This window comes from Methanoculleus sp. UBA374 (assembly GCA_002508705.1).
GTDB classification, from domain to species: Archaea; Halobacteriota; Methanomicrobia; order Methanomicrobiales; family Methanoculleaceae; genus Methanoculleus; species Methanoculleus palmolei.
In genome coordinates, this window is record DAYL01000029.1 from 1 (window position 1) to 23,780 (window position 23,780).

15 protein-coding genes, 1 tRNA gene and 1 pseudogene are annotated in these 23,780 nt (G+C 58.5%); 5 read left to right on the forward strand and 12 right to left on the reverse strand.

Annotated elements, in window-relative coordinates; all coding sequences use genetic code 11:
• The coding region (locus BRA42_RS08730) for a CARDB domain-containing protein (protein WP_342772129.1) at positions 1–1,818 on the forward strand (1,818 nt) is incomplete at its 5' end.
• A gap of 258 nt (positions 1,819–2,076) precedes the next feature.
• Positions 2,077–3,315, forward strand: a complete 1,239-nt coding sequence (locus tag BRA42_RS08735; protein WP_292406320.1) for an oligosaccharide flippase family protein — start codon at positions 2,077–2,079, stop codon at positions 3,313–3,315.
• 74 nt (positions 3,316–3,389) lie between these two features.
• On the opposite strand, the gene BRA42_RS08740 is transcribed toward BRA42_RS08735, so the two are convergent.
• Genes BRA42_RS08740 through BRA42_RS08755 form a run of 4 tightly spaced genes read right to left on the reverse strand, consistent with a single transcriptional unit; the run spans position 3,390 to position 8,327 of the window.
• Complete coding sequence (locus BRA42_RS08740; RefSeq protein WP_292406324.1) at positions 3,390–5,648, reverse strand: DUF2206 domain-containing protein; 2,259 nt, start codon at positions 5,646–5,648, stop codon at positions 3,390–3,392.
• An 8-nt stretch (positions 5,649–5,656) separates the two neighbouring features.
• Complete coding sequence (locus BRA42_RS08745; RefSeq protein WP_292406326.1) at positions 5,657–6,859, reverse strand: glycosyltransferase family 4 protein; 1,203 nt, start codon at positions 6,857–6,859, stop codon at positions 5,657–5,659.
• Positions 6,856–8,031: a glycosyltransferase family 4 protein gene (locus tag BRA42_RS08750; protein ID WP_292406329.1), complete on the reverse strand. Its 1,176-nt coding sequence runs from the start codon at positions 8,029–8,031 to the stop codon at positions 6,856–6,858. Before BRA42_RS08750 ends, BRA42_RS08745 begins: the two co-directional genes overlap by 4 nt.
• Positions 8,028–8,327, reverse strand: coding sequence for a hypothetical protein (locus BRA42_RS08755; protein WP_292406332.1), 300 nt, complete (start codon positions 8,325–8,327; stop codon positions 8,028–8,030). The genes BRA42_RS08750 and BRA42_RS08755 overlap by 4 nt, the downstream gene beginning before the upstream one ends.
• Positions 8,328–9,778: 1,451 nt before the next feature.
• On the opposite strand from BRA42_RS08755, the gene BRA42_RS08760 reads away from it, so the two are divergent.
• Positions 9,779–11,059 (forward strand): Fic family protein, encoded by a 1,281-nt coding sequence (locus tag BRA42_RS08760; RefSeq protein WP_342770337.1) that lies wholly within the window; start codon positions 9,779–9,781, stop codon positions 11,057–11,059.
• A 624-nt stretch (positions 11,060–11,683) separates the two neighbouring features.
• On the forward strand, positions 11,684–11,821 hold the full coding sequence (locus BRA42_RS08765) for a hypothetical protein (protein ID WP_248534371.1): 138 nt from the start codon (positions 11,684–11,686) through the stop codon (positions 11,819–11,821).
• Positions 11,822–12,456: 635 nt separating this feature from the next.
• On the opposite strand, the gene BRA42_RS08770 is transcribed toward BRA42_RS08765, so the two are convergent.
• The 6 genes from BRA42_RS08770 to BRA42_RS08795 form a co-directional block, all read right to left on the reverse strand.
• Positions 12,457–12,539, reverse strand: a tRNA-Leu gene (locus BRA42_RS08770).
• A 33-nt stretch (positions 12,540–12,572) separates the two neighbouring features.
• Entirely contained in the window at positions 12,573–13,430 is an 858-nt protein-coding gene (locus BRA42_RS08775; RefSeq protein ID WP_342770336.1) for an alpha/beta hydrolase, read from the reverse strand.
• A 7-nt stretch (positions 13,431–13,437) separates the two neighbouring features.
• Complete coding sequence (locus BRA42_RS08780; protein ID WP_292406345.1) at positions 13,438–17,295, reverse strand: DNA-directed DNA polymerase II large subunit; 3,858 nt, start codon at positions 17,293–17,295, stop codon at positions 13,438–13,440.
• 61 nt (positions 17,296–17,356) lie between these two features.
• Complete coding sequence (locus tag BRA42_RS08785; protein WP_292406348.1) at positions 17,357–17,878, reverse strand: HEAT repeat domain-containing protein; 522 nt, start codon at positions 17,876–17,878, stop codon at positions 17,357–17,359.
• Between the two features lie 26 nt (positions 17,879–17,904).
• Positions 17,905–19,110 (reverse strand): HEAT repeat domain-containing protein, encoded by a 1,206-nt coding sequence (locus BRA42_RS08790; protein WP_292406350.1) that lies wholly within the window; start codon positions 19,108–19,110, stop codon positions 17,905–17,907.
• Between the two features lie 58 nt (positions 19,111–19,168).
• Complete coding sequence (locus tag BRA42_RS08795) at positions 19,169–19,723, reverse strand: type 1 glutamine amidotransferase domain-containing protein (RefSeq protein WP_292406353.1); 555 nt, start codon at positions 19,721–19,723, stop codon at positions 19,169–19,171.
• Between the two features lie 182 nt (positions 19,724–19,905).
• On the opposite strand from BRA42_RS08795, the gene BRA42_RS08800 reads away from it, so the two are divergent.
• Positions 19,906–22,653, forward strand: a complete 2,748-nt coding sequence (locus BRA42_RS08800; protein WP_342770335.1) for an HAD-IC family P-type ATPase — start codon at positions 19,906–19,908, stop codon at positions 22,651–22,653.
• Positions 22,654–22,906: 253 nt separating this feature from the next.
• Here BRA42_RS08800 and BRA42_RS08805 read toward each other — a convergent pair whose 3' ends face one another.
• Together BRA42_RS08805 and BRA42_RS08810 are read right to left on the reverse strand one after the other, a co-directional pair.
• The gene (locus BRA42_RS08805; protein ID WP_292406357.1) at positions 22,907–23,467 is read right to left on the reverse strand and encodes a hypothetical protein; all 561 of its coding nucleotides are present in this window, start codon (positions 23,465–23,467) and stop codon (positions 22,907–22,909) included.
• 49 nt (positions 23,468–23,516) lie between these two features.
• Positions 23,517–23,780 (reverse strand): annotated as a pseudogene (locus tag BRA42_RS08810) (hypothetical protein); the annotation flags it as partial.

The window sequence follows — 23,780 nt, forward strand, 5'->3', positions numbered from 1 at the left end:
GAGTCCGGGTTCCACTTCGAGTACGGTCCGACCAAGAAAGACATCGTCTTCACCGACTGCATCAGCAGAAACAACGGTCAGAAGCCGTTCCCGGCAACCTACAGCCTGGGCGGCGAGGACTACTTCGGTGCCGGCTACTACGCCCCCCGGGGCCCGTACACGTTCAACAACTGCACCGCGGAGGGGAACAGCGCCTACGGGTTCTTCTTCAGTTACCCCGATGGTGTTTACCTGGACAACTGCACGGACCTTGAGACGGGCCGGGGAAAGACCGACTACTCGGCGGTGAAACCGACGTCGTTCTTCATCGTGCAGTCGCTAGTGACGAACGCCAACCCCTCGATCGTCATGGAGGACTGTGCGAGCATCGACTCCCATGGCCGCGGTCTCTATGCGACGCTCGTCGACTATGTCCAGATTAAGAACTTCACGATGACCAACCCCGGAGGCATCAACGGTGTCGGCGCTCTGATAGGAGACCCGGCACTGGGAGTGGGTTTTGTCTCTTCAAACGTCGATATCCATGCCTCAGGAAACAGCGCGTCCAAGCTCGTCACGGTGAACAGCGCGTCCAATTCAAAATTCACCGGGAGCATTGTATCCGATGTGGCGACGCCGTTCACCGTAGCGGGAGGGGGGACCAACAACGTCGTCGTTGAAGGCATCAAGACGGTTTCAAATACACTTCCGGTGGGTTCGACGGGAATCACGACGAGTGGCGTCAACTCGGGAGCAGTCAGTATTGTCAACTGTGCGGTCGTCAGGCCCGGCAGCACGCCGCTCCCGACCCCGACCACTCCGACACCGGTCCCCACCAACCCGGCTCCCTCCGGGAAGCCGGACCTTGTGGTGACCGACATCTCCTGGGAGCCGGCAAACCCGGTGACCGGGGCGCCGGTGACGCTCAAGGCCACGATCAAGAACCAGGGTGACGCTGCGACGCCTGCGGGCACAAAGCATGGTGTCCTCTTCACGTTCGACGACGGTGCGGCCGGTTCGGGCGTCTGGTCGGACACCTACACCCGGTCGATTGCTCCGGGAGCGTGGGTCACGCTGACCGCAAACGGCGGCTCGGCCGGTGCAGCCTGGAAGGCCGCCCTCGGCACCCACACGGTGAAGGTCACGGTAGACGACGTCAACCGGATCGCCGAGAGCGACGAGACCAACAACGTCCGAACCAAGCAGATCACGGTCTCGAAGCCGGGATCGACGCCGACCCCGACGCCGGTCCCCACCACCCCCACCCCCTCCGGGAAGCCGGACCTTGTGGTGACCGACATCTCCTGGGAACCGACAAACCCGGCCCCCGGGAGTGCGGTGACGCTCAAGGCGACCGTCAAGAACCAGGGTGACGCTGCGACGCCTGCGGGCACAAAGCACGGCGTCCTCTTCACGTTCGACGACGGTGCGGCCGGTCCGGGCGTCTGGTCGGACACCTACACCCGGTCGATCGCTCCGGGAGCGTGGGTCACGCTGACTGCAAACGGCGGCTCGGCCGGTGCAGCCTGGAAAGCCGTAGAGGGCACTCACACAGTGAAAGCCACCGTGGACGATGTCAACCGGATCGCCGAGGCCAGCGAGACCAACAACATCCTTACCAAATCCATCACGGTGGCAAAGTCAACCCCGCAGCCTGAAAAAGGGGATCTCAATGCCGATGGAAAAGTAGACTGGGCTGATGTCGCTCTCATCGGCGACATGGTTCTCGGGCGTGTCGAAACAGACCCCGACGCAGACTTCAATGCCGACGGCAAGGTAGATTGGAGCGACGTCTCACTGCTGGTAGACTACTTCTTCGGAAGAGTAGATACACTGTGAGACCCTTTACGAGGGTCGTTTCTCACGCCGCTCACCCCTCAACTTTTTCTCACTACTCCTCCAGCGCACCTTTCCTGATCCATGGGCGCCTGGCCCCCTCGTCAGTAGCGACCGTTTCTCCTCTGTGCTCCATCATGTGTGGAAGGGCCAACCGTTCCGGATTCTTGTTAACGGAAATGGCCCCCCGGTACGACGCCATCGGTGCAGGCGAGTCGCTAGGACGGATACTTTGATATACGCGATACATCTATTAGGGGGATGATGCACGCATTCCCGAAAAACCCCGTTGAGCTGAAAACCTATCTTATAGACCCGCTGTACAGGAGTTCTTTCTTCATCATCATTACATCGATCTCAAGTGCGGGCTTTGGTTTCATATTCTGGATGCTTGCAGCACGGTTCTATCCGCAGGAAGACGTAGGGGTTGCAACGGCCCTTATCTCATCCATGGGGATGCTGATCCTTCTATCGAAGCTCGGATTCGATCAATCGATCATACGGTTTTTTCCGACGCGGGATAAATCCAAAGTCCTGGGAACGGCAATAATCGTTACAACAATAGTCGGGTTTGTCCTCGGGGTTCTGTTCATAGTTACGGTGGATATCTGGTCGCCCGAGTTGCATCAGGTCAGGGACTATGCGCTCCTCTACATCACCTTTCTGATAGCCAACTCCGTAACGGCCTTCATCGGTGCAGCGTTCGTTGCACTGCGGAAATCAGAATTCTACTTCCTCCAGAGTCTCCTTTTTGGTTCAAGGCTCCTTATTCTCATTCCTCTGGCTTTTCTCGGAGCACTTGGAATCTTTTGTTCGCTGGGTCTTTCATTCATCATTGCCCTCGTAGTTTCGGTCTTCCTTCTCTACAGGTCCGGGATTCGTCTATCTGGCCTTGATAGGGATTTTTTGCTCGATTCGTTCCGGTTCTCCGCAGGCAACTACTTTTCCGGATTGCTCACTGCGGCCCCGAGCACGATTCTCCCGATCCTTGTGCTGAACATTCTCGGTGCGGAAAAAGCCGCTCAGTACTTCATTGCGTATGCAATTGTCATGTTCTTATTCCTCATACCCACATCTTTCACGACATCGCTCTTCGTCGAGGGAAGCCACGGCGAAGCACTGAAGAGAAATGTACTAAAATCGCTTGCCGGAATTTTTGTGCTGCTCATTCCGGCGGTTGCGGGTTTGTTCGTATTCGGGGAGTATATTCTCGGTTTAATCGGTCCGGATTACGTAGAAGGGCTCGAACTGGTTAAAGTTCTGGCGATTTCAAGTTTTTTCTTCTCATTTTCGGAAGTATTTATCGTAATCAAGAAGGTTCAGTACGGGCTGAAGAGTCTGATCGTTATCAGCGCACTCACCTTCATCTTGCTTCTGGGGTCCAGTTATATCCTGATGCTTCAATGCGGGATTCTCGGTGTGGGGTATGCATGGGTCCTGACCTATGCACTGATCGGCATCTTTGTCGTGCTCTCCATGGCCAGGCGGTACATCCTGTGATCCACTCTCCCGTGAATATTCAGGCGTCAAGAAGTGAACGCCGGTCCCGGGACGGCAGCAGCACGGAGGAAGCGTTACCCGTTCTGATAGACCTCGCTCTGATGGTTTGAATACACCTTGTTGTTGCGGCAGATCGCGGGATATACATCTTCGATGCTCCAATAATCATAATACTCCTCCGGGCCGCTTGCGGAGCGCTCGACGATGTTATATGTCGCCAGATACACATATGCGCCCAAAACCGGTTCAAAGTCTGTTTCGGGCAGGAATGGAGGTGTCCTCGCGAGGCTGCCGTAGGAAGTTAATACATTATCTTTCCGTGTTCTATCCGCATAGACGACCGAACCATTCTCCATGTACCTGCCCAGCCAGCGGGCGCCGAAGACATCATGCTCTGGTATGAACGTCCCATAGAACACGTTTTTCGGTGTATCCCCTCCGTATTTCTTAATCGAATTCTGGCTCAGAGCGATGGATGACGGCTGATCGTTGGCGCACTCGTAGATCCAGCCCGTACTGAAGAGGAACAGCAGTGAGAAGAGAACCGACATGAGTACCAGCGGCGTTCGTCCCGCAAGCCGCCCGCTCCGGAGTTTATTGATGTATGCCCCCGGTGCCGCAAGCATGCTGATGCCGCCGACAACGCAGAACGGGGAGAGAAAAATGAGCACAATCTGGTAAAGTCTGGAGGTGTTGAGTGTGCTGGAGAAATTTGGTACAAGGACGCCCGCAACTCCAAAGAGGAGCGCAATAAATGAGAATGCAATGTATTCCCGTGAAAAGCGGGTGTTCTTGCGCCGAAACCAGATAGCGACAAACCCGACGACGATGAGTGCCAGAGTAATGAGGTGGAGGCCCTTGGCAACGGTATGCAGGAGGGATTGGGGAGTACTGATAAGAAGATCCAGCCCTTCGGTTTCCTCGGGGTTCAGCAGGTCCACAAAGATCGTATTGCCGATGTGGTCGATGATCGACACGATCGTATCGAAGGAAGTCCCTCCCGCGACAAACATATACCACCCGAGCGTAAACCCGGTAAAGAAGAGGACATGGGCGGCGGTTATCGTTCTTCCATCGTCTCTGTTCACGGAGCCTCCACCCGACGGATTCTCCCCTGCTGTTTTTCGCGAACATTTGAAAAGAGTATCTCCTCGGGTTGCGGCAAATGAGGAGAGAGTCATGTACAGCCAGACCACGATGAGGGAGAGCAGGTAGATATACGATGTTCCGTAATGCGAAACGGCTAGGGAAGCGCCGAAGATGACGAATAACGCGAAATTCGTTCTTCTGGGAACATTTCTCGCGACCATTATCATGATGAGCAGGACGAGAAAGAGTTCTGCAATCTCCTGACGCGCCAGGGAGGCCATTTCCGCGTAGAATATTATGAACGAGGCAAAGAAGAAGGATGCAAGGAAAGCGCTCTTTTCCCCCACCTGCCTTCGGAAAACATGATACAGCCCCAGGGGCACAAGGGCAAAGGTGATCGGGTAGACTAATTTGAACACCCACGTCAGGTCCAGCCCCGTGATATACGAGTACATCGGAGCCAGCAGGACGACGGAGAGCATTGCGTTCACGTTGCCGGGACTTGTGGAGTCCCAGAATGCGTTGTCTATGACGAGGTTTGCAAGGAACGCCTCATAATGGATATCGTAGCCCCAGATATACGGAGATATGAGCGATGTGTGAAGCAATAGCGAGACGGAAATAGATAAAATCGCCAGAGGATACAGCGCTTCCGGGATCACCCGGTTTAGTCCAATCAGTATGGGTATAACCGCGATGAACGCGATTATCAGCATGAGAATTCCGTTGTTGTGATACTGGTTCACGAAATAAGTCCCGATAATTGTCAGGAGCGGCACCAGGTACAAGAGAAACGCAGGTCTTGAGAGAAACGTCTCCGTATCGATAAAACCCGATTCGGGGGGCTTTTTATCTCTGACAAGGCTGAATAAGAGCAAAATCGCTGTCGTGACGTTGATTGTCATCAGGGTCGAATCCGGGGACAGCGGCCGGGAGATCCCGAAGATGGGGTAAATCACGCTCATGAATAGTCCGGTAAACATGAGGATTGCTATGCTCAATCCAACTGCATAGAGGAGCGTTTCAGGAGTGCTTGCATTATGTATTCTCAGGATTCTGAGGACGATTATGCCCGGAATAAATGAGAAAAAGGCAACTCCCAGGATCGCCTGCAGAAACAGGACCCTTGAGTCCGTACTCTCCAGGAGTTGTATGAACAGCAGCCCCAGCTGAAGCCACAGGATCGCAATGAAATAATTCCGGATCTTCCAGTCGTTTAGCGTAATGGGATTCCTGATCTGCATGGCATCATCTATGCGGAATTGTTATAATGGATACTTGATTCCGGAACCAGCGTCCGATACACGTCTTCCAATTTTCCCCCGATTATTCGCCAGTCATACTTCGCTTCGGCCAGCGCTCGAGCATTCTCTCCAATTCTCTTCCGTTCGTCTTTATGTTCGATCAGATACCTGATCCCCGCTATGAAGTCTTCGTCGATGTCGTCGACAATGATCGCATGCTCGTAGTTTTCAGCATCGATTCCTTCGATTCCTTTCTTCGTGGTCACAATGGGGAGGCCGGCACTCATATAATCGAAGATCTTCAGTCTTGTCCCCCCTCCGCTTCTCAGAGGTACGATGGCGATATCGGCGCCGGAAATATTCTGGATATCGGCGATGAATCCAAGCGATCTGATGTTTGCTTCTTCAAACTTCGGAACCCGTGTTCCACCGACGATAAACGATACATTCGGGTTTGTATCGGCAAATCGAGGGGCAATATCAGTCTGAATAAGATCAAATCCTTCCCGGTTCGGCGGATGCGTGTAGAGACCGTGGAAGAACACGGCAATATCCGCGGGACAGAGCCCCATCCCTTCACGGATCTTGTTCTTCGCTTCATCAGATATCCTCGAACGGATGTTGCACCCCGAAGGGATGACGCTGATCATCCCGTCTTTGAGATGATACTTTCTCCTGAACGTATCCGCATCGTTGTCGCTCACGGCGGTGATGTGGTCGAAGAGGTACCTGCAGGAGATCCTCTCCAGTAGATTCGTATAGGCGGGTATGAGTTTCCGCTCCATCGGGGAGTAGTGGTCGTGGTTCGCAAAGGTCTGTTGAATGAACTCGGATTCGACATTGTGAGCGTCGTACACTATCTTTATCCTCCTGCGCGTAAGGAGACCGAGCATCCTGGCCGCCATTGCTCCGCTGGGATGGGTGATCTGGATGAGATCGATCTCTTCGTCCCTGATGATCCGCGCCGCCTTACGAATGAAATCGGGATTAATATCCCTGAATATGGAGAGTCTCTTCTGGAGCGCCTCGATATCATGATAGATGTAGACTCGTGCGACATCATCGTCGCTCTCGTCGTGAAGGTGATCCGGTTCGAGTACAACGATGCGGTTATTTGCGGCCTGACACTTGACGAGGTTGCAAAACCTGTTCTGGCCCCCGCTCTGTGGTTTTGACAATCCGACGGTTGTTGGGATTGCCAGTATGTTCATAGGCACTTCCTGTATTCCTGTTCGAGTTTTTCCACGGTCCGGTCCCATGTCAGGTTCTTTCGAACGAATTCCTGTCCCCGCTGAATCATTCTTCTCCCTTCCCCGGGATTTTCAAGGCAGAATGCCATCTTTTTCGCTAAATCCGCACAGTCTCCGTAGCGCACAACGAGGCCGCAGTCGCCCTCCCTGATGAGGTCTCCGCTGCCATTGCCGTCCGTGACGATCACCGGGGTCCCGCTCATGATCGCCTCAAACGGAACAAGCCCGAATATCTCGTACATTCCAGGATAGACGAGCAGATCGGCATCCTGGTAGGCAAAGCCGACGTCATCAAGGTAGCCGACAAACCGTACCCGATCCTGAATTCCGAGCTTGCGTACTTTTTCCTCGAGCTCCCGTTTGTAACCCCACTCAGGCCCGACAATGACCAGGATGGCGTCTTTTTGCTCCTGCACCAGTCGGGAAAACGCTTCTATCAGAAAATCAATCCCTTTGATTCTATCGATTCTGCCCAGATACAGAATGAGGTTGCTTCCGTTCTCGATTCCGCATGATTTCCGGAACCCCCCTTTGCTCCTGGCGGTGATGCACCTTTCGAGACTGATGCCGTTGGGGATAACGGCGATCTTATCCTCACGAACGCCCATCATGATGTTCTGTTCTTTTTCCATGCTGTTCATGACGATCAGTCGTGATGCGGAATCTAAAATGGCGGATCCGGAGATGAAATCAAAGAGATTTTTCACTTTTGCCTTACCCAGGGTCCGGTTTTTGGGGAGCGACCCGTGCGGTTGCAGGACGTATGGAATGCCGTACTCCCGGGCATAATGGCTTATAATGACCGCAAGAAGTGTCCTGTGCTCGTGGATGTGGATTATATCATAATTCCGCAGATCTCGGTGTGCAACGAACGGTAAATAGTACGGGACTATGGGTATTAGTGTGCCCGGAAAATACTTCCGTAAATTTTCGAAATAGTATACCTTCATCCCCTCGACTTCGAGGGGTCTGTTCGTTGGAAGCCCGGTCGGATATGTGCTCCGGTTCGTCGTATATACCGTGACGTCGTGGCCCACCATCTGGAGGCGCCTTGAGATCTCATATGCCGCACGTGCCACGCCCCCGGACTCCCAGCTCGGCTTGAAGAACGGCGTCACCTGGAGGATCTTCATAAGCGATCACAAACCTGCTGCTGCTTGCGCCGTTGTCTTCTCGGGCAGGACGGAGTGAGAAGCCGGACCCTGCATTCGGCGAGGGATGCGGGCCCATGCTCCCCGATGCGGTACCGGCAGGTTGCGTGAGTCCAGCGGTTCCGGTCCTGGCTGCCGATGCCGGAAAGGACCGTATCCAGGTTTCCGAGAAGCGGATCGTTCCGCTGAAGTTCCCCCCGCATCCGCTCAAACGGTTTTTTCCCGTTTTTTGCCCCGGGATGGATGTCCCCGGCAGCCTGCCCCCGTATCGACGTCATCCCGTATCCCCTGCAGCGCAGGTGCCACTCAACCGCCGGCATCCCATGCCCGGATACCAACGTGGGCACCATGTCGTATCGATCGAGCAAAATTCCGCCGGGTAAGCGTATCGCCGAATATCACTCCCCCCTGAGGTTTTGAGTCCATGCTAGACTTGAGATTATATAATACTTTGCCTGTAGTATTCAGATTATGATATAGAAATATTGATATATTGAGATCCTTGAGGATTTGATTGGCGAACGGATCGGTCTGCAATGGAGATCGACCTTTAATGTTTTCAGTTCGAGTATGTCTTCCCGGTAGTTCGCTCATTTCGGCACCCGACATCGAGCGATGCGGTCTTGCTCGATGCCTGACACCGGACGTCCCCGAAGGGGAGAAAAGCCGCCAGGGCTTCGAGGGAAGTTGGGGCGGGGACCCCCGCGCGAGCCCTTGAAGCGGACCTCGAACTGCACGAAACTGCACGCTATATGGTATTCTCCAACAACTACGGTGTCAGGCCGCGCTGCCGGCTTGAGGCGTTCGCGCAATCGTTTGCCGCCAAGTTCGACTGGTTCGGCGATAAGATGAGAACGAGCGGATAAATGAGCCGGAACGGGAGCCCTCTCATCCCCAGGGAGATCCGGGTGCCCGCGGGCAGCAGGGATCTGAAAGAGAATGTTATTGGGGTCATCCCAAAAGATCCCCGAACCTTCGATACATGCTGATCGGAGCATTTACATCCAAATATTCTACCATCAGAACCATATCCTGGGCGAGGATGGTAAACGGCTTTCCATGGGGAGTCGCACCTCACGGTGCTCCTGCTATCTTCCACAGGAAAACAGCATATCGCCACTAGGGGGAGGGTCCGGGAGGCTAGAAAATGTGAAGTCTGTAACAGGGACTAATGGCAATACCTTCTGTGTGAAGACTGTTTCAGAGAAAAAACGAGAAACTGGGGTTTATCTGCGCTCAAAGATATTTACAACCTTCAGACAGTTACAAAGGAACAGGCACGTTTATCTCTCCCTCCATTGTACCTCATGTCGGTGAGAAAGGGAGTACATTCACAGGTTCGATGAAAAACAGTTGCAGAAGTCATCCCAAAAGTGTCCAGCGGCTGAAGATTCATATAATTCAGAGTATTCTGACACATCCCCGCGAAAAATTGAGTGATCTTTGGCGTCAAGCTGCTGACACGGCTTCCCTCTGGGCATCGCCACGCGGGGGAGGGGCCGGGAGGGGGAAACCCCCTCCCGGCTGAGGTGTTTTGGGACGACCTCGCAATTAGTTAAATCCGGATGTGATGATTCCAGATCATATGGGCTTCTTTCATTCTAACTGAGCCTGATTTTATTGCTGATGATGGATGCATATCATATCCCCTCACTTATGGTATCTATCAGAATGTATCAAACTGATAGATAATGATAATACGGATAGAAACAATAGATAAAATTTAAACATGAAACTCCCTCACACTCCTGAATACTCTCCGGCAGATGTTAAAAAGGCTTGGGAATATGTAGATACCACAGATATTATCGACGCAGTCTTCAAATATAACAAAAAATACTTGCACTGGGAGGAGCTGAAACGGCGCGATCTTCCGGTAGATCCCCTCTATGTCTGGATACTGATGAAGACCCTCAGAACGAAGGATATGAAATATATCACGTTCGATGATCTTCAGCTAAAATATAATCTTCTGGATGATTTCCTCGAAAAACTTCACTTCCTTGATAAATCAGCGGCGGGGAGCATCTCATCGGGCCTCGATTCACTGCCTCACGATCGGGACCAGTTCATCATCAATTCCCTGATGGAGGAGGCGATTGCATCGAGCCAGATCGAGGGAGCCGCAGTCACTAGGACAATTGCAAAAAAGATGCTTCGTGAAAAGAGGAAACCCGCTACAACAGATGAGAGGATGATCCTGAACAACTATATCACAATGAAAAAAATTACTCAGATAAAAGATGAAAATCTAACCCCAGAGTTAATTTTACAGATCCATAAGACCATTACCAAGGACACACTCGAAGATCTAAAAGATGAAGGAAGATTCAGAGATAACAATGATATTAGAGTTTTTGATTTAAGGGGCAATGTCTTACATACCCCTCCCGATTTCGCGTTAATTGGAGAACTTATTGAGAAACTCTGTGTATTTGCAAATAATGACGGCGGGCAATTCATCCACCCAGTAATTAAAGGCATTATCCTGCATTTCCTGATAGGATACATACATCCGTTCAATGATGGAAACGGCCGATGTGCACGAAGTATTTTTTATTGGTACATGCTTCGGAAGGATTACTGGCTTTTCGAATATATGGCAGTATCCAGAGTGATAAAAGATACGAAAGACCAATATAAACTTGCATATCAATATACTGAAAGCGATGGAAATGATCTCACATATTTTATCCGCTACAATCTCGCCGCGGTAAAAACCGCAGTCGACAATATCCAGAGGTACATCGAGAAAAAGCAGAGAGAAAGCAAACAGGCGTTGACCATCCTTCAGAAGAGCGAAGGACTGAGCCTTCGCCAGGCGGAAATAATCAAATCCCTTATCAAAAACCCCGGTAAGCCAATCACGATCAAAGAGATCGTCGAGACATACCGCGTGGCTTATGGAACAGCGAGAAACGATCTCTTCCATCTCGAAGAACTGGGATATCTTGCGAAGCAGAAGTCGGGCAAGGAGTACATCTTTATATTCAGGGGTTTGAAAAAGTGACCCCCTATACACTTTCACCGAATCAGAAATCGAAGAGGACCACCCTTGTGTAGTTTGCCGGCCTCTGCTACACCGCCCTCTCCGACCCGGAGATGGCACCCGGAGAGCCGGCCGCAGAGCGCACCGATTACCACCTGCCCTTTCTCATCCGGTCAGGGATTTGCTCCGCACCATCAACCCGACCGCCCGGAGAGCGCCGTCGATGAGGCCGTCCTTAAACTCACCGCCCCCCTCTCCGCGTCGTTCATCGAGAACAACCATGTCTTTCACCGCTACCTGACCGGGATGCCGTCGGTCAGGTAGCGGGAGAACGGCGGGGTTTGGCGGCTGACTCGACGGTCAGCCGGGAATGACTGACCGGCAGGCGCGGGTGGTGGAAGCGCCCCGGAATATAAGCGGATGAATGCTCGGAGCCGGGGAGACGGTCTACTGGAAGTATTGCTTCAGGTTTGCCGGGCCTGGAGCGGCGGTGTAACTGTCGAAGTTGGTATCCAGCCAGACGATGACAGCAGGTGCTGTCAGCGAGAAAATGTCAGGATATTTCGAAAATCCAGCCCGTTCAGGGAAATTTATATGAAGGAAAACGATGAATAGAACCTGTCACAGACGTATCGAGGTAACTGTATGCCGACGAGCAAGAAACAGATGGAGAAGTTAAACAAAGCAAAGAAGGCCAAGGCAGAAGAACTCGCGCAGCAGGCGGCTGCCGGTAGCCAGGCTGCCAAGAAAAAACTCAAGAAACTCGAGAAAAAGATTAAGTGAGCCGCCTGAACGTTCCAATTGTTTTCATTCTTTCTTTTAAGGGCTGATGCAACGAATATCTGTGCGAGCAGGCGTCCCCTTCCTTCCGGCAAAGGTTTCCGGGACGACCTCAGTAACAGGGCCCAATTGTTCGGTCCGTATTGCAGATATGTACTCAATTGGTCGAAGGCTCAATGTAATTCAGCGCGATTTTTCGTATGAAAATGACTCCCCGATATTTTCATCTGGTATGTCTGTGGCCCCACGGGCATCATGTAAATTTTTATCGATGAACTCATCCCAAAAAGATCTATGAATGTTCTGTACACCCTTATCGGAGCACGCACCTCCGAAGTTTCTCTCCTCTGAACGATATCCAGGACAGAGAGAGTGAAACGGCTTCCTATTGGCTATCGCCATGTGGGGGAGGGTCCGGGAGGGGGTGCCCCCCTTCCGGCAAAGGCATTTTGGGATGCCCTCGATATATCACGTGGCGTTAACTTCTATAGTTTCACATGGATCAGTCCAATTTTATAGTGCAGTTGTCCGAAAGCCTCATGGCGCCATGTCAGCCCCCAGGTTCGACAGATGAGGGTCACTTTGAAGATGGAAATGGCACTGAGAGTATGGGCATTCAAGACTTATAATCCTGAAAATGCGAGGGGAGGGATTCGAACCCGCGAACTCCTTCGAGAGTCGATCTTGAGTCGACCGCCGTTGACCGCTTGGCTACCCTCGCGCCTGTACTTCTTGAACGCACTGGGTAATGAGCTTATGGCCCCTGCCCCGCCGCCTCGTCCGGCACCTGCCGCCGGACGAAGACCCCGACCCGCTCGATCGCCGCCGCACCCTCCGGGAGGACGGCGGCAAACGCCTGCCAGCAGTGGAACATTCCCTCCGCACAGTCGAACGTGACGGAGACACCCTGGAGTTGCGCCGTGCTCACGAACGCTGTAATCCCGTCGATCAGAACCTCCCCGCTCCCCGCCTGCACGAGAAGCGGCGGCAGGCCGTCGAGGTCCGCGTAGAGCGGTGAAGCCAGCGGATCGTCGGGGTCGTGACCGGCGAGGTAGTCGTTCCGCATCGCCGCAAGCCGCTCCGGCCCGAACCAATCGCTATCCCGGTTGAAGATGACCGACTCACCGAGGAAGAGCATATCGACCGCCGGAGAGAGCAGGACCGCCGCCGCCGGCATCGGAAGCCCGGCGTCGAGGGCGGAGAGAAGCATCGAGAGGACGAGCGTCCCCCCGGCCGAGATCCCGACCGGCACCACCCGCGCCGGGTCGCAGCCCTCCGTGAGCAGGTGGCGGTAGGCGGAAAGGCAGTCCTCCACCGCCGCCGGGAAGGGGTGCTCCGGCGCGAGCCGGTAGTCGACCGAGACGACCTCGCCTCTCGCGGCATCCGCGAGGCGGGCGCAGAGGTCGAGGTGATCGGCCGTCGACCCTCCGGTAAACCCCCCGCCGTGGAAGAAGAGCAGGGTCCGGTCTGGCCGGGACGCGGACGTCGTCACCCGGTATGCAGGGATGCCCGGCACCCGCTCGACGCCGGGCCGCCGGCGGTCGGCCGGGAGGGAGACGCCCCGCTTGAGGGTCGCAAGGACCTCCGCAGGCGAGAGCGTAGCAGCCGCCATCCCCGCCTCACATGAAGTCCGCAAGCCCGAGTTGCCGTTTCGGGGGCTCGCCGAAAGTCGACTCGATCTGCATGGAGAGCACCGCCACCCGCTGCTTCGTGTACTCCGACACCGCATAGTTCTCGCAGATGTTGCGCGACATCTCCAGGTACTTCTTCACCGATCCCTCGTGGACCGTGGGGATGACGTTCCCGCCGCAGCGGGTGCACTTCCCGGCAAGCGGCATCCGCCGGAATTTCGCATTGCACTTCATGCACCGCACCTTCTGCTTCGAGAACGCATTGAGGTTGCCCTGGAGGTCCCGGATGAAGTGGGTGTTCAAGACCCGCTCCGCGACGTCGTCGGCATCCACCGCCCGGATCTTCTTTGCGAGGTCGAGTTCGGCCTCGAGTTTATCGAGCATCGACCCGAGCTTCGTGTAGGTGGACTCGAGCGGCCCTGCGGAGATGTTCGAAGTCGGTGTGGTAAAGAGGAAACCCTCGAACTGGGCCGGGGTCCCGAGCCGCCGCTCCACCCGGTCGACGAACGCATCGAGGTCTTTTGGGTGAGCGTAGGCGAGGCAGCCGTTGTAGACCTCGATGGGGTAGTGGTCGCAGACGTCGACGTTGAGGCTCTCCTTATCGACCTCCGCCGGGTCGATCCGGGTGGTCAGCACGAGCGGCGCGTCCATCGTCCCGCCCCGCGTCTCGGGGAGATAGGATCGGGAGAAGTTGATCAGCCCGTCGAGAAGAAGCATTACGCAGTCCTCGTCGCCGTCGCACTGCCCGCAGAAGATCCCGTCCGCAACCAGGGTGTGATTGTCCGCGACCGTGAGACAGTAGACCCGGTCGTCGAGCGTCCGGACGGTCTCGCAGACGACGACCTCGTCGCTGACGACGAGCCCTCCCTCCTCCGTCGGGACGCGGTCCCCGACCTTCACCTCGAGCGCCCGGATCTTCCGGAGGTAATCGGTCTCCCAGACCAGCATCGCGTGGTCGGGGGTGACCGAGAGGATCTTCCCCCGCCTCGTCTCAAACCGGATGAGGTGCGCCGGGGCCCGGTGAACCGAGACGGCGGTGACCCGCTTCATGCTCACCTTCCCCTGCGGATCGATGCTTCGGACGTAGAACGGCTGTCGGGGGTCGGAGTAGAACGTCCCCACATGGTCGAAATGGGGGTTTGCGAGATTGAAGTTCTCCACCACGAACTGCCGGATTGGCACCGTCGCCCACTGCCGGCCGTCGAAGACGGAGATCGCCGTATCGCCCGCAAAACAGTTCCGCCGTTTCGCCGCGTGGAAGAACGGGTGGCCGTAACCGACCGGCGCCTTCGAGAATCCGATCAGCCGGGCGAGAACTCCGGCGCTCGTGTGCGGGGCAAGCCCTATCAGGAGCTGTCCCACGAGGTCGAGCGGCTTTTCCGCCCGGTAGAACGGTTCAAGCCCGTAGACTTTCCTGAGAAGATCGTCGATGAACTTCGCCACCCGGACCAGCCACTCGCCGCAGTCTTCCGAGACCAGGATGTCCTGGTGGCGAAGTTCCAGCACCTGGTCGTCCGAGACGAGTTCCCGGCCGTAGGTGTCGTAGATGTAGCCGAGTTCCCGAAGCCGCTCGATCGGGACGCCGACCTCGTCGGGCCGGAAATGAGTCAGAGGAAGATCGATCATATCGTAACGGACAGTCCCGTCTTTGAAGACATAAAGGTTCTGCAACGCCCGGAGAATCCCTTTTTCGATTGGTTCCACCGGCCGTTCGCGGGATATCAGCCCTTTCACGCCCTTTAGGAGCGGGATCGCCGAGTCGCGCACCCCGAGACGCTCGAGCGCCGCCGCGTACTCGGACTTCACGTTGATCGAGACCTTCTGGAGGCAGACCGTCGGCACGTTGCACCGTGGGCACAGGTCCTTCCCGACGTCCAGCCCGCACTTCGGGCACCGGAAGACCGGGACCGTGTGCGCGCCGCACTCGCAGAGGTTCTTGTAGGTGAAGGTGCCGCAGGCGGGGCAGCGCCGCTCGCCGACCTCCACCTCGGCCACGCCGCCGTCCGTATTCGACCGGGGCTTCGAGGTGCAGACCGCCTGGAACGACCGGCGCGCACCCCCCCCGTCCCCGACGGGAAAGAGCGAGTGGGGCGGCGGTTTCATCTCCCGCGGCTTCGATTTCCCCGGCCGCCCCATCCGCCCGCCTATCCGGGTGCCCGCCCGTGAGCGGACCAGAAAACCCGAGAGGTGCATCACGAGGTCGAGAGAGTTCTCCAGCGGGGCATCCTGCCACACCGGCCTCTTCTCGAGTTGGAGCGTCAGCCCGAGGCAGGCGAGGAGCACCAGATGTTCGGGGAGCGCTATCCGGTCGCCGGAAAGGTGATGGGGCACCAGGAGTTCCTCGAGGATCGCCTTCACCTCCGGGGCGTTCGGCAGCGTCAGCACGCCGTCCTCGATCCTGCCGTCGGCACAGACCCGGTCCGCAAGGAGGGTGATATCGGCCGGGGCGACGTCGTCCCACATGTAGGTGTAGTCGGGGTGGAGGGGGGCTCCGTCGAGCGCGAACTCTATCGCCTCGAGTTCGTTCTCCGGGTGCCGCCTGCCCCCTTCGAGCATCCACCACTCCTCGCAGTAACTCGGGGGCATCAGCGGGTGGTTGTTCTCCATGAACTCGCCGAAACTGATCAGGATCTCGCCGTCGTCCAGGATCTCCTCCACCTGCCCCGCGATCTGCCGGGCCTCCGCCGCGTCGTCCACCCGCCGCACCTCCCCGCTCCGGAGTTTGACCGTCGGGCCCTGGATGGAGTCGACCGGCACGATCCCCGCCGCCTTTCCGGGCCGTTCGACCTTCATCTGGGTCCCTACCGCGAGGAAGTCCCCGAGGATGTGCATCGTCGCCGGGTTCAGGCCAGCGGCCGCAAACCCGGTATTCCGCGCCCGGCCTAGGCGCAGCCGGAACCCCCCTTTGCGCATAGGGTAGGAGAAGACCGGCCGGCCGCCGATAAGGTCCCGGATGTACTTGTCCTTGGGCTTGATCGCGGCGCCCGGGTCGTCGTCGTCGCTCTTCGGGCCGCCGCCGATCATCTCCTCGATCCAGTCCCAGCCCGCCATCTTCATCTTGCGGACGTTCTTTAAGACTTTCGGGGCTTTCAGGGCCAGCCCTTCCGCGACGACGAGCGCCATCCCGCCCCGGATGGTGTTCGTCTCCACCCGCTCCAGGTTCCGGTACCCGCTCACCTCCTGCTGCTCGGTCGGTTCGCCGTCGATGCAGACCGGGCAGTTCTCGATGATCGTCCGGAGTTCCTTCTCGCTCGGGAGGTACTGCAGGCTCATGATGTTGTTGTACTGCCGGATCTCCTCGATGTAGCGCTCCACCTCCTCGGGACGGGGGGTGTAGCGGTTGATCCCGAGCGCCTGCCGGACGTAGTCCCCCACCAGCACCGAGAGCGCCTGCGCCGTCCCGCCGGCGCTCCGGATGGGGCCCGCGTAGTAGATCTTTAGGTAATCGGTCCCGTCGTCGTTCTTCCCGAGGCTGACCTTTGCAATCCCCTCGGTCGGGGCGGCCACCACGCCCTCGGTCAAGAGCGCCATCGCTCCCCGGATGGCGTGGTCGAGGATCTCCTCGGTCGTGGTCTCGCCGAACTTCCGTGCCACAAAATCGTCGCCGATGCGGAGCGCCGCCTCTTCCCGGGACATCTGCTGTTCAAGCTCCCGGATCCTGGCTGCGATCCCCCGATAGCCGAGGAGCGCCTCCACGCGGTCGGCGAGGTCGCTGGCTATCGGGATCTCGATCTCCGTCGTCGGGTCGAGACCGCGTGTCCGTGCGGCTGCGGCGATCTGCATCGCGATCTCGAGCCCTGCCCCAAGTTCGTCGAAGTAGCGGGCGGTGGCGGGTGAGACCTCCATGTATGGAGTATGGGGCCTTCACGCATTTAGAGTCCTCGTTTTCCGACGAGGAACCCCCGATTCACTTCTTCCCGGATTGGTCGGTTTCAAGTGCCCTGGTGAGCGGTCCGGCGCCCGCCTCTCCCATCTTCCACAGGAGAAGCGCGGCGCGCTCCTGCGTCTCCAGGTCCGGGCTACGCAGCAGGCGGAGGAGGGGCTCCACCGCCGGTTCGCCGATCCCGCATATAGCCATCGCGGCGAACGGCTGGAGGTCAGGGTCGGCGCTCTCGATGACCGCGATGAGGGGTCCGACGGCCGGCTCCCCGATCCCGGTCAGGGCTGCCGCGGCGTAGCGCCGGAAGTCCCGGTCCTTTCCCGTACGCATCGCCGCGATGAGGGGCTCCACCGCCTGAACACCAATCTTCACCAGCGCGCGGGCGGCGTACCACCGGATATCGTTGTCGCCGTCGAGCATTGCGGCTATGAGCGGCCCGACCGCCGTCTCTCCCATCGTCCCGAGTTCGGCGGTCGCCGCCCGGCGCACCGCGAGGGGGCCGCGCCGGAGGTCGGCGACGAGTTCATCGATCCGGGTCTCGTCAGTCATAGCGTTCAGGTGCTCTCTTGCAGGTGTTATGTCTTCCTGATGCTGCCGAGCGCCTTCCGGGCGGCCCGGCGCACCTCCTCCCGCTCATCGCCGAACGCCCTGATCAGGGCATCGACCGAACCCGGGTCGTCGATCCCCGAAAGACCCACCGCCGCTCCTTCGCGGACGCGCCAGTCGTCGTCACCGAGCGCCGCAATAAGCGAGGCAACGGCAGGTCTTCCGATCCGGACGAGGGCATCCATCGCTCCCTGCCGGAGTTCAGCGTCGTCCGTCCGGAGCGCCGAAATAAGGGCGGGGACCGCAGGTTCGCCGATGTCGCCGAGCGCACTTGCAGCACGCTGCCGCACCCCTCCTTCGGGGTCCCGGAGAAGACCGATGAGGGCTGTAACGGCATTTTCTCCCCCGATCTTCCCGAGTGCGAGGGCCGCACCCCGGCGGATGCTCCCGCTTCCGGCGTGAAGGCTCGCGATGAGGTCGTCTCGCGCAGGTTCGCCGATAGCCCCGAGCGCGAGGGCCGCCCTGCTCCGGACGTAGGCGTCTTCATCGTCAAGCGCCCTCATCAGCGCCGGAATTACCACAGGTTCGCCGATATCGCCGAGAGCGACCGCAGCCATCCATCGGGCATCGACGTCTTCGCTCTTCAGGCTCTCCGTGAGCGGCCCGACGGCCGGGGAGCCCAATTTCCCGAGCGCTTCCACAGCCTTCCAGCGAACACCGCTCTCCGGGTCGGAAAGGAGGGCGGCGAGCGGTCCGACTGCGGCGGGATCGCCGATATCGCCGAGGCAGCCGGCCGCCCGGTAGCGGGTATCCGGGTCCCGACTCGAGAGCCGGGCGATCAACCTTCGTGTACTCCGGTCGCATGCGGGCGCTCCGGAACCGGGCTCGCCTATCCGGAGGTGCAGGCCGCCGGGACGCCCCCCCGCGAGTTCGAAGAGATATCCGAGGAGATAGGCGATGAGGACAAGGGTCCCCGCGCCCACGAGGATACCCGGCCCCGGGGAGCCGGAGAGAGCGTATTCTATAACGGTATAGAGCGCTGCGAGCAGAACCCCCGGATAGACTGCACGCCTTCGGTACCGGAATGCGGCGAAGATGAGTGCCAGGTAGAAGAGAGGGGTATACGCACCGCCGGCGCCAACGACGAAGCCCAGGAGAACGGCAAGCACCGTGGCAAAAGCAATGATCGCAAGCCTGCTCCGTACCCGCTTATCCGGCAGACCTGCAGAACTCATTTCTGAAGAGTGAGTGCGGGCCGCACCCATAAAGAGTTTGCGCGGCGGGGTTCTCCCCTCACCGCGAGCGTGCAGTCGCCGCTTTTGTCGCTTCGCCGCCGGCCTCCTCGAGTTTTGCAAGCGATGCCTTGATGAATGCGGGGATGTCGTCCGGCATCCTGCTTGATACCAGGTTCCCGTCGATCACCACATCCCGGTCGATGTACTCCGCGCCGGCGTTTTTGATGTCCTGGACAACGGATTTCCAGCCGGTCACCTTCCGCCCCTCGAGCACCTGTGCGGTGATCAGGAGCTGGGGCGCGTGGCATATGATGAAGACCGGCTTTCCGCTCTGAACGAACCGGCGCACAAACTCGACGGGTGCATCGTAAGCCCGGAGTCTGTCGGGCGAGTAGCCGCCCGGTATGAAGAGCGCATCGAAATCGTCCACTGATATATCCGCTGCCGCCCGGTCGATCGCGACCGGTGTCCGGTCCTTCTTCCCGTGGACGGTCTCGCCCTCGGTGAGGCCGACGTGGACGAGGTCGTGGCCGGCCTTCCGGAACGCTTCCGCGGGCTGCGTGTACTCGACATCCTCAAACATATCCGTGATCAGGACTGCTATTCTACTCATTTCCGTCTCTCCCGGGCCGGGTTTCCGGCCCGATCTCCGATCCTGGTCGGGAGATATAATGATGTCGGAAGAGCGGCAGGTCCGGTAATTCTCGGCCTATCGTTCAGGCTCCTGTGGCATTTTCGTGAATACCGTAGGCGAGTTCTCTAGCTTTTTATATCCCGATGCAGAACCGGAAATATATGACCACATCGGATCGGGACCCGAAAGAGGCTCCGCCTGTACAGGGAGGGACTCCGCCCGAATGGCACAGCCTCTCTACGGAGGCGATCCGGCAAAAACTCGGCACCGGGCCGTCGGGCTTAAGCGCGAACGAGGCCTGGATGAGGCTGGAGCGATACGGGGAGAACGTCCTCCGGGAAGAGGCGCGGGAGACGCCTCTCCAGGTCTTTCTGCGGCAGTTCAGGAGCGTCCTCATCATCATCCTGCTCATCGCCGCGGGGGTCTCGTTCTTTGTCGGCGCGATACTCGACGCCGCCGCCATCCTCATCATCGTCGTCTTAAACGCGGCCTTCGGCTTCACCCAGGAGTGGCAGGCCGGGGAGGCGATTGCGGCGTTGAAGAAGATGCTCGTCCAGCAGGCCGTGGTCATCCGCGACGGAAGGCAGCAGGAGGTCGATGCCGCCCGGATCGTTCCCGGCGATCTGGTCGTCCTCGAGATGGGAGAACAGGTGCCTGCCGACCTCTTCATCGTCGAGGCAACCTCGCTTGAGGTGGACGAGGCGCCGCTGACGGGCGAGTCGTCGCCCGTGGATAAGGCGCCGGCCCCGCTCCCTCCCGAGACCAGCCTTGCCGAGCGGAGCAACATGGCGTTTGCGGGCACGACGGTGGTCAACGGGCGGGGGCGCGGGGTGGTCGTCGCCACCGGGATGACGACGGAGTTCGGGCGGATCGCCGGTCTATCCCAGCGGGTCAGGGACGAAACAACCCCTCTCTCCCGACAGATGGACCGCCTGGGCCGCGACCTGGGGGTTATTGCCGTCGGTATAGCCGTGCTCGCGGTCATCGTCGGCCTCCTGCAGCAGCGGGGTCTCCTGGAGATGTTCCTTGTCGGCGTCTCGCTCGCGGTGGCGGTGATCCCGGAGGGGCTCCCGGCGGTCGTGACGCTGACGCTCGCGCTCGGCGTCAAGAGCATGATGCGGAGGAACTGCCTGATCCGCCGACTCCCTGCATCGGAGACCCTCGGCGCGGTCTCGGTGATCTGCACGGACAAGACCGGGACGCTCACCAAAAACGAGATGACGGTCGTCCGGGTGAGGACGCCGGACGCGGAGGTGACGGTGACCGGGACCGGCTATGCCCCGGAAGGCGGTTTCCTCCGCGGGGATGACCCCATCGACCCTCTTGCGGACCCGGGACTCGGGCAGTTCCTGCGCACCGTTCTCCTCTGCAACCACGCGGTTCTCGCCGGCGACGGGGAGAAGGGGTGGCGTGTCCTCGGAACGCCGACCGAGGGGGCGCTCGTGGTCGCGGCGTCAAAAGCCGGGCTCTCCCGCGAGGGTGGCCCGGAGGCGGAGGAGGAGTTTTCGTTCAACTCCGCCCGGAAGCGGATGACGATCATCTACCGGGAAGAAGAGGGGGATGTCGCCTACGTGAAGGGGGCGCCGGAGGTCCTTCTCGCCCGTTCGTCCCGGCTGCTCCTCGGCGGATCGGTGGTGCCGCTCACCGAAGACCGTCGCGAAGAGGTCCTCGCGGAGATCGGGGAGTACGCATCCGGCGGACTCCGGGTGCTCGGGGCGGCGTACCGGCCGCTCCCGGACGGGGCCGAACGGACCGCGGAGACCGTGGAGGAGGACCTGATCTTCCTCGGATTTGCCGGGATCGTCGACCCCCCGCGGCCCGAAGCAGCGGAGGCGATCCGGCTCTGCAGGAGTGCGGGGATCGATGTGATCATGATCACAGGGGACAACCCGCTGACCGCCTCCGCCGTCGCCCGCGGTCTCGGCCTCTCCGGCGAGGGGGCGCTGACCGGGGCCGATCTCGACAGGCTGACCGACGACGAACTCAAGGGCCGCCTCCGGACGACAAAGGTCCTCTCCCGGGTCACCGCGGAGCATAAACTCCGGGTGATCGATATCCTCTCCCGGGAGCGGTCGGTCATCGCCATGACCGGCGACGGCGTCAACGATGCCCCTGCGTTGAAGAAGGCGAGCATCGGAATAGCCATGGGGATCAAGGGGACGGATGCGGCCAAAGAGTCGAGCGACATGGTACTCGTGGACGACAACTTTGCAAGCATCGTCGCCGGCGTCGAGGAGGGGAGGCGGGAGTACGACAACATCGCCCGGTTCACGCGGTATCTCCTCTCCTCCAACGTCGGAGAACTCGTCGCGATCGTCGGCGGGCTGCTCCTCGGCCTGCCGCTGATCCTCATCCCGATCCAGATCCTCTGGATCAACCTGGTCACCGACGGCCTCACCGCCATCGCGCTCGGCTTCGAGCCCGCCGAGCCGGACGTCATGCGGCGGCGGCCGAGGGACCCGACGGAGCCCCTGCTCACGCGGAACGCTCTCCTCGTCATCCTCATATTAGGGATATGGCTCGGTCTCCTGACTATCTACGTCTTCTCCGGGCTCTATACGGTGGACCTCGAACGGGCACGGACGATGGCTTTTTCCGGCCTCATCATCTTCGAGCTCTACAACGTGCTGAACTTCCGGTCGTTCCGGTTCCCGCTCCACCGGATCGGTGTCTTCTCGAACCCGACCCTGTTCCTCGCGATCCTCGGGACCCTTGCCCTTCAGGTGCTGGTGGTCTACGTCCCGTTCCTGCAGCCCTTCCTCGGGACCGCGCCGCTGACCCCCGGTGACTGGGGTCTGCTCGCCCTGCTCGGCCTGCCGGTGCTGGTTGCCGGGGAGGTCTACAAGATTCTCCGTTCCCGGGTGGAGAAGGACGCTCCGGGTTCGGGAGAGTCCCCGGAGACGGGGTAATCAGACAGCAGAACCGCAACGGTTATCCCTTATGAAAGGTAATAGCCCTATTATCCTCCGGGCACAGTATGGGGGCCGGGATACGACGTCAATCGAACTTCCCGGCCCCCGCGGGATACCGGGGGTATCGCCGGTTGAGACTTCGACATCGCTCCCCATAACATTTCTGTGCATTTCTCTGGATCGTCGTTGCAGCCGCGGTCAGTTCAATTCATGACTGCCGGTTCTATTTTCGGCGCCAGGGAAATGCGGCTCAGTTCCCGACCTCCGTACCCCCGCCTCCCGGGAGAGACGCATTAACCAGAGCGTTCAGGTGCTCGAGCCCCCGTTCCGACTCATACGCCACCACCTGCGGACTGCCGTCCTCTCTGAGTGCGTCGGTGATCACAAACAACAGGTCGTCGTCAGCAGACGGTTCGGAATCGTGCAGCCCGAAGATCGCACTCTGCAGCGTGATCGTTTCAGATCTTGTCTTCTCGCTATTCTCGCCGACATGATACGAGTGCACAAGTTCCGTCGGTTCCAGAAGGGTGAGTACAACGTACGTATCCTCTTCTTCGTCCATACGGTTCGAGAGGTCCTCCCGGGAGACGTACATCTCAACAGGCGGCGTCAGGTTATGGAGGACCGCCAGACACTCCTCATAGAGGGGCCCAAACCGATCATCTCCTTCTGCGATCCGCACCTCTTCCTCTGCGGTATGGATGAGAACTACCGTTCCTTCCTCCGACGAAAGAGGGGCGTAGTGAAGGAGAACGACGGCAGAGAGAAGGACGATGAGCACGAGGGAGATGAGAAAGTATCGTTTGTTCATGATCCTCACGGGGCCAGGGCGATCAGGTTCTGGCTCTCTTTTTTGCGCCTCAACCTGTCCCCGGTTCCCTCGCTTCCTCTCTCGCCACCCGGATCGCATAATCGATGGCGTTCCAGTTGATCAGAACCGTCCTGTTGTGCATCACGGTGCCGTTCAGCGCCTCGTTTTCGGGTGTGAGGTTGCGCACCCAGATCTCGATTTCCGTGGGCGATGTCACGAAACCTGATATCTGCAATTCGGGATGGTCCTTCTGGAATTGCACCAGTTCAGCCCCAAGCTGCTCAAACTCTTTCTTATACTCTTTCTCATACTC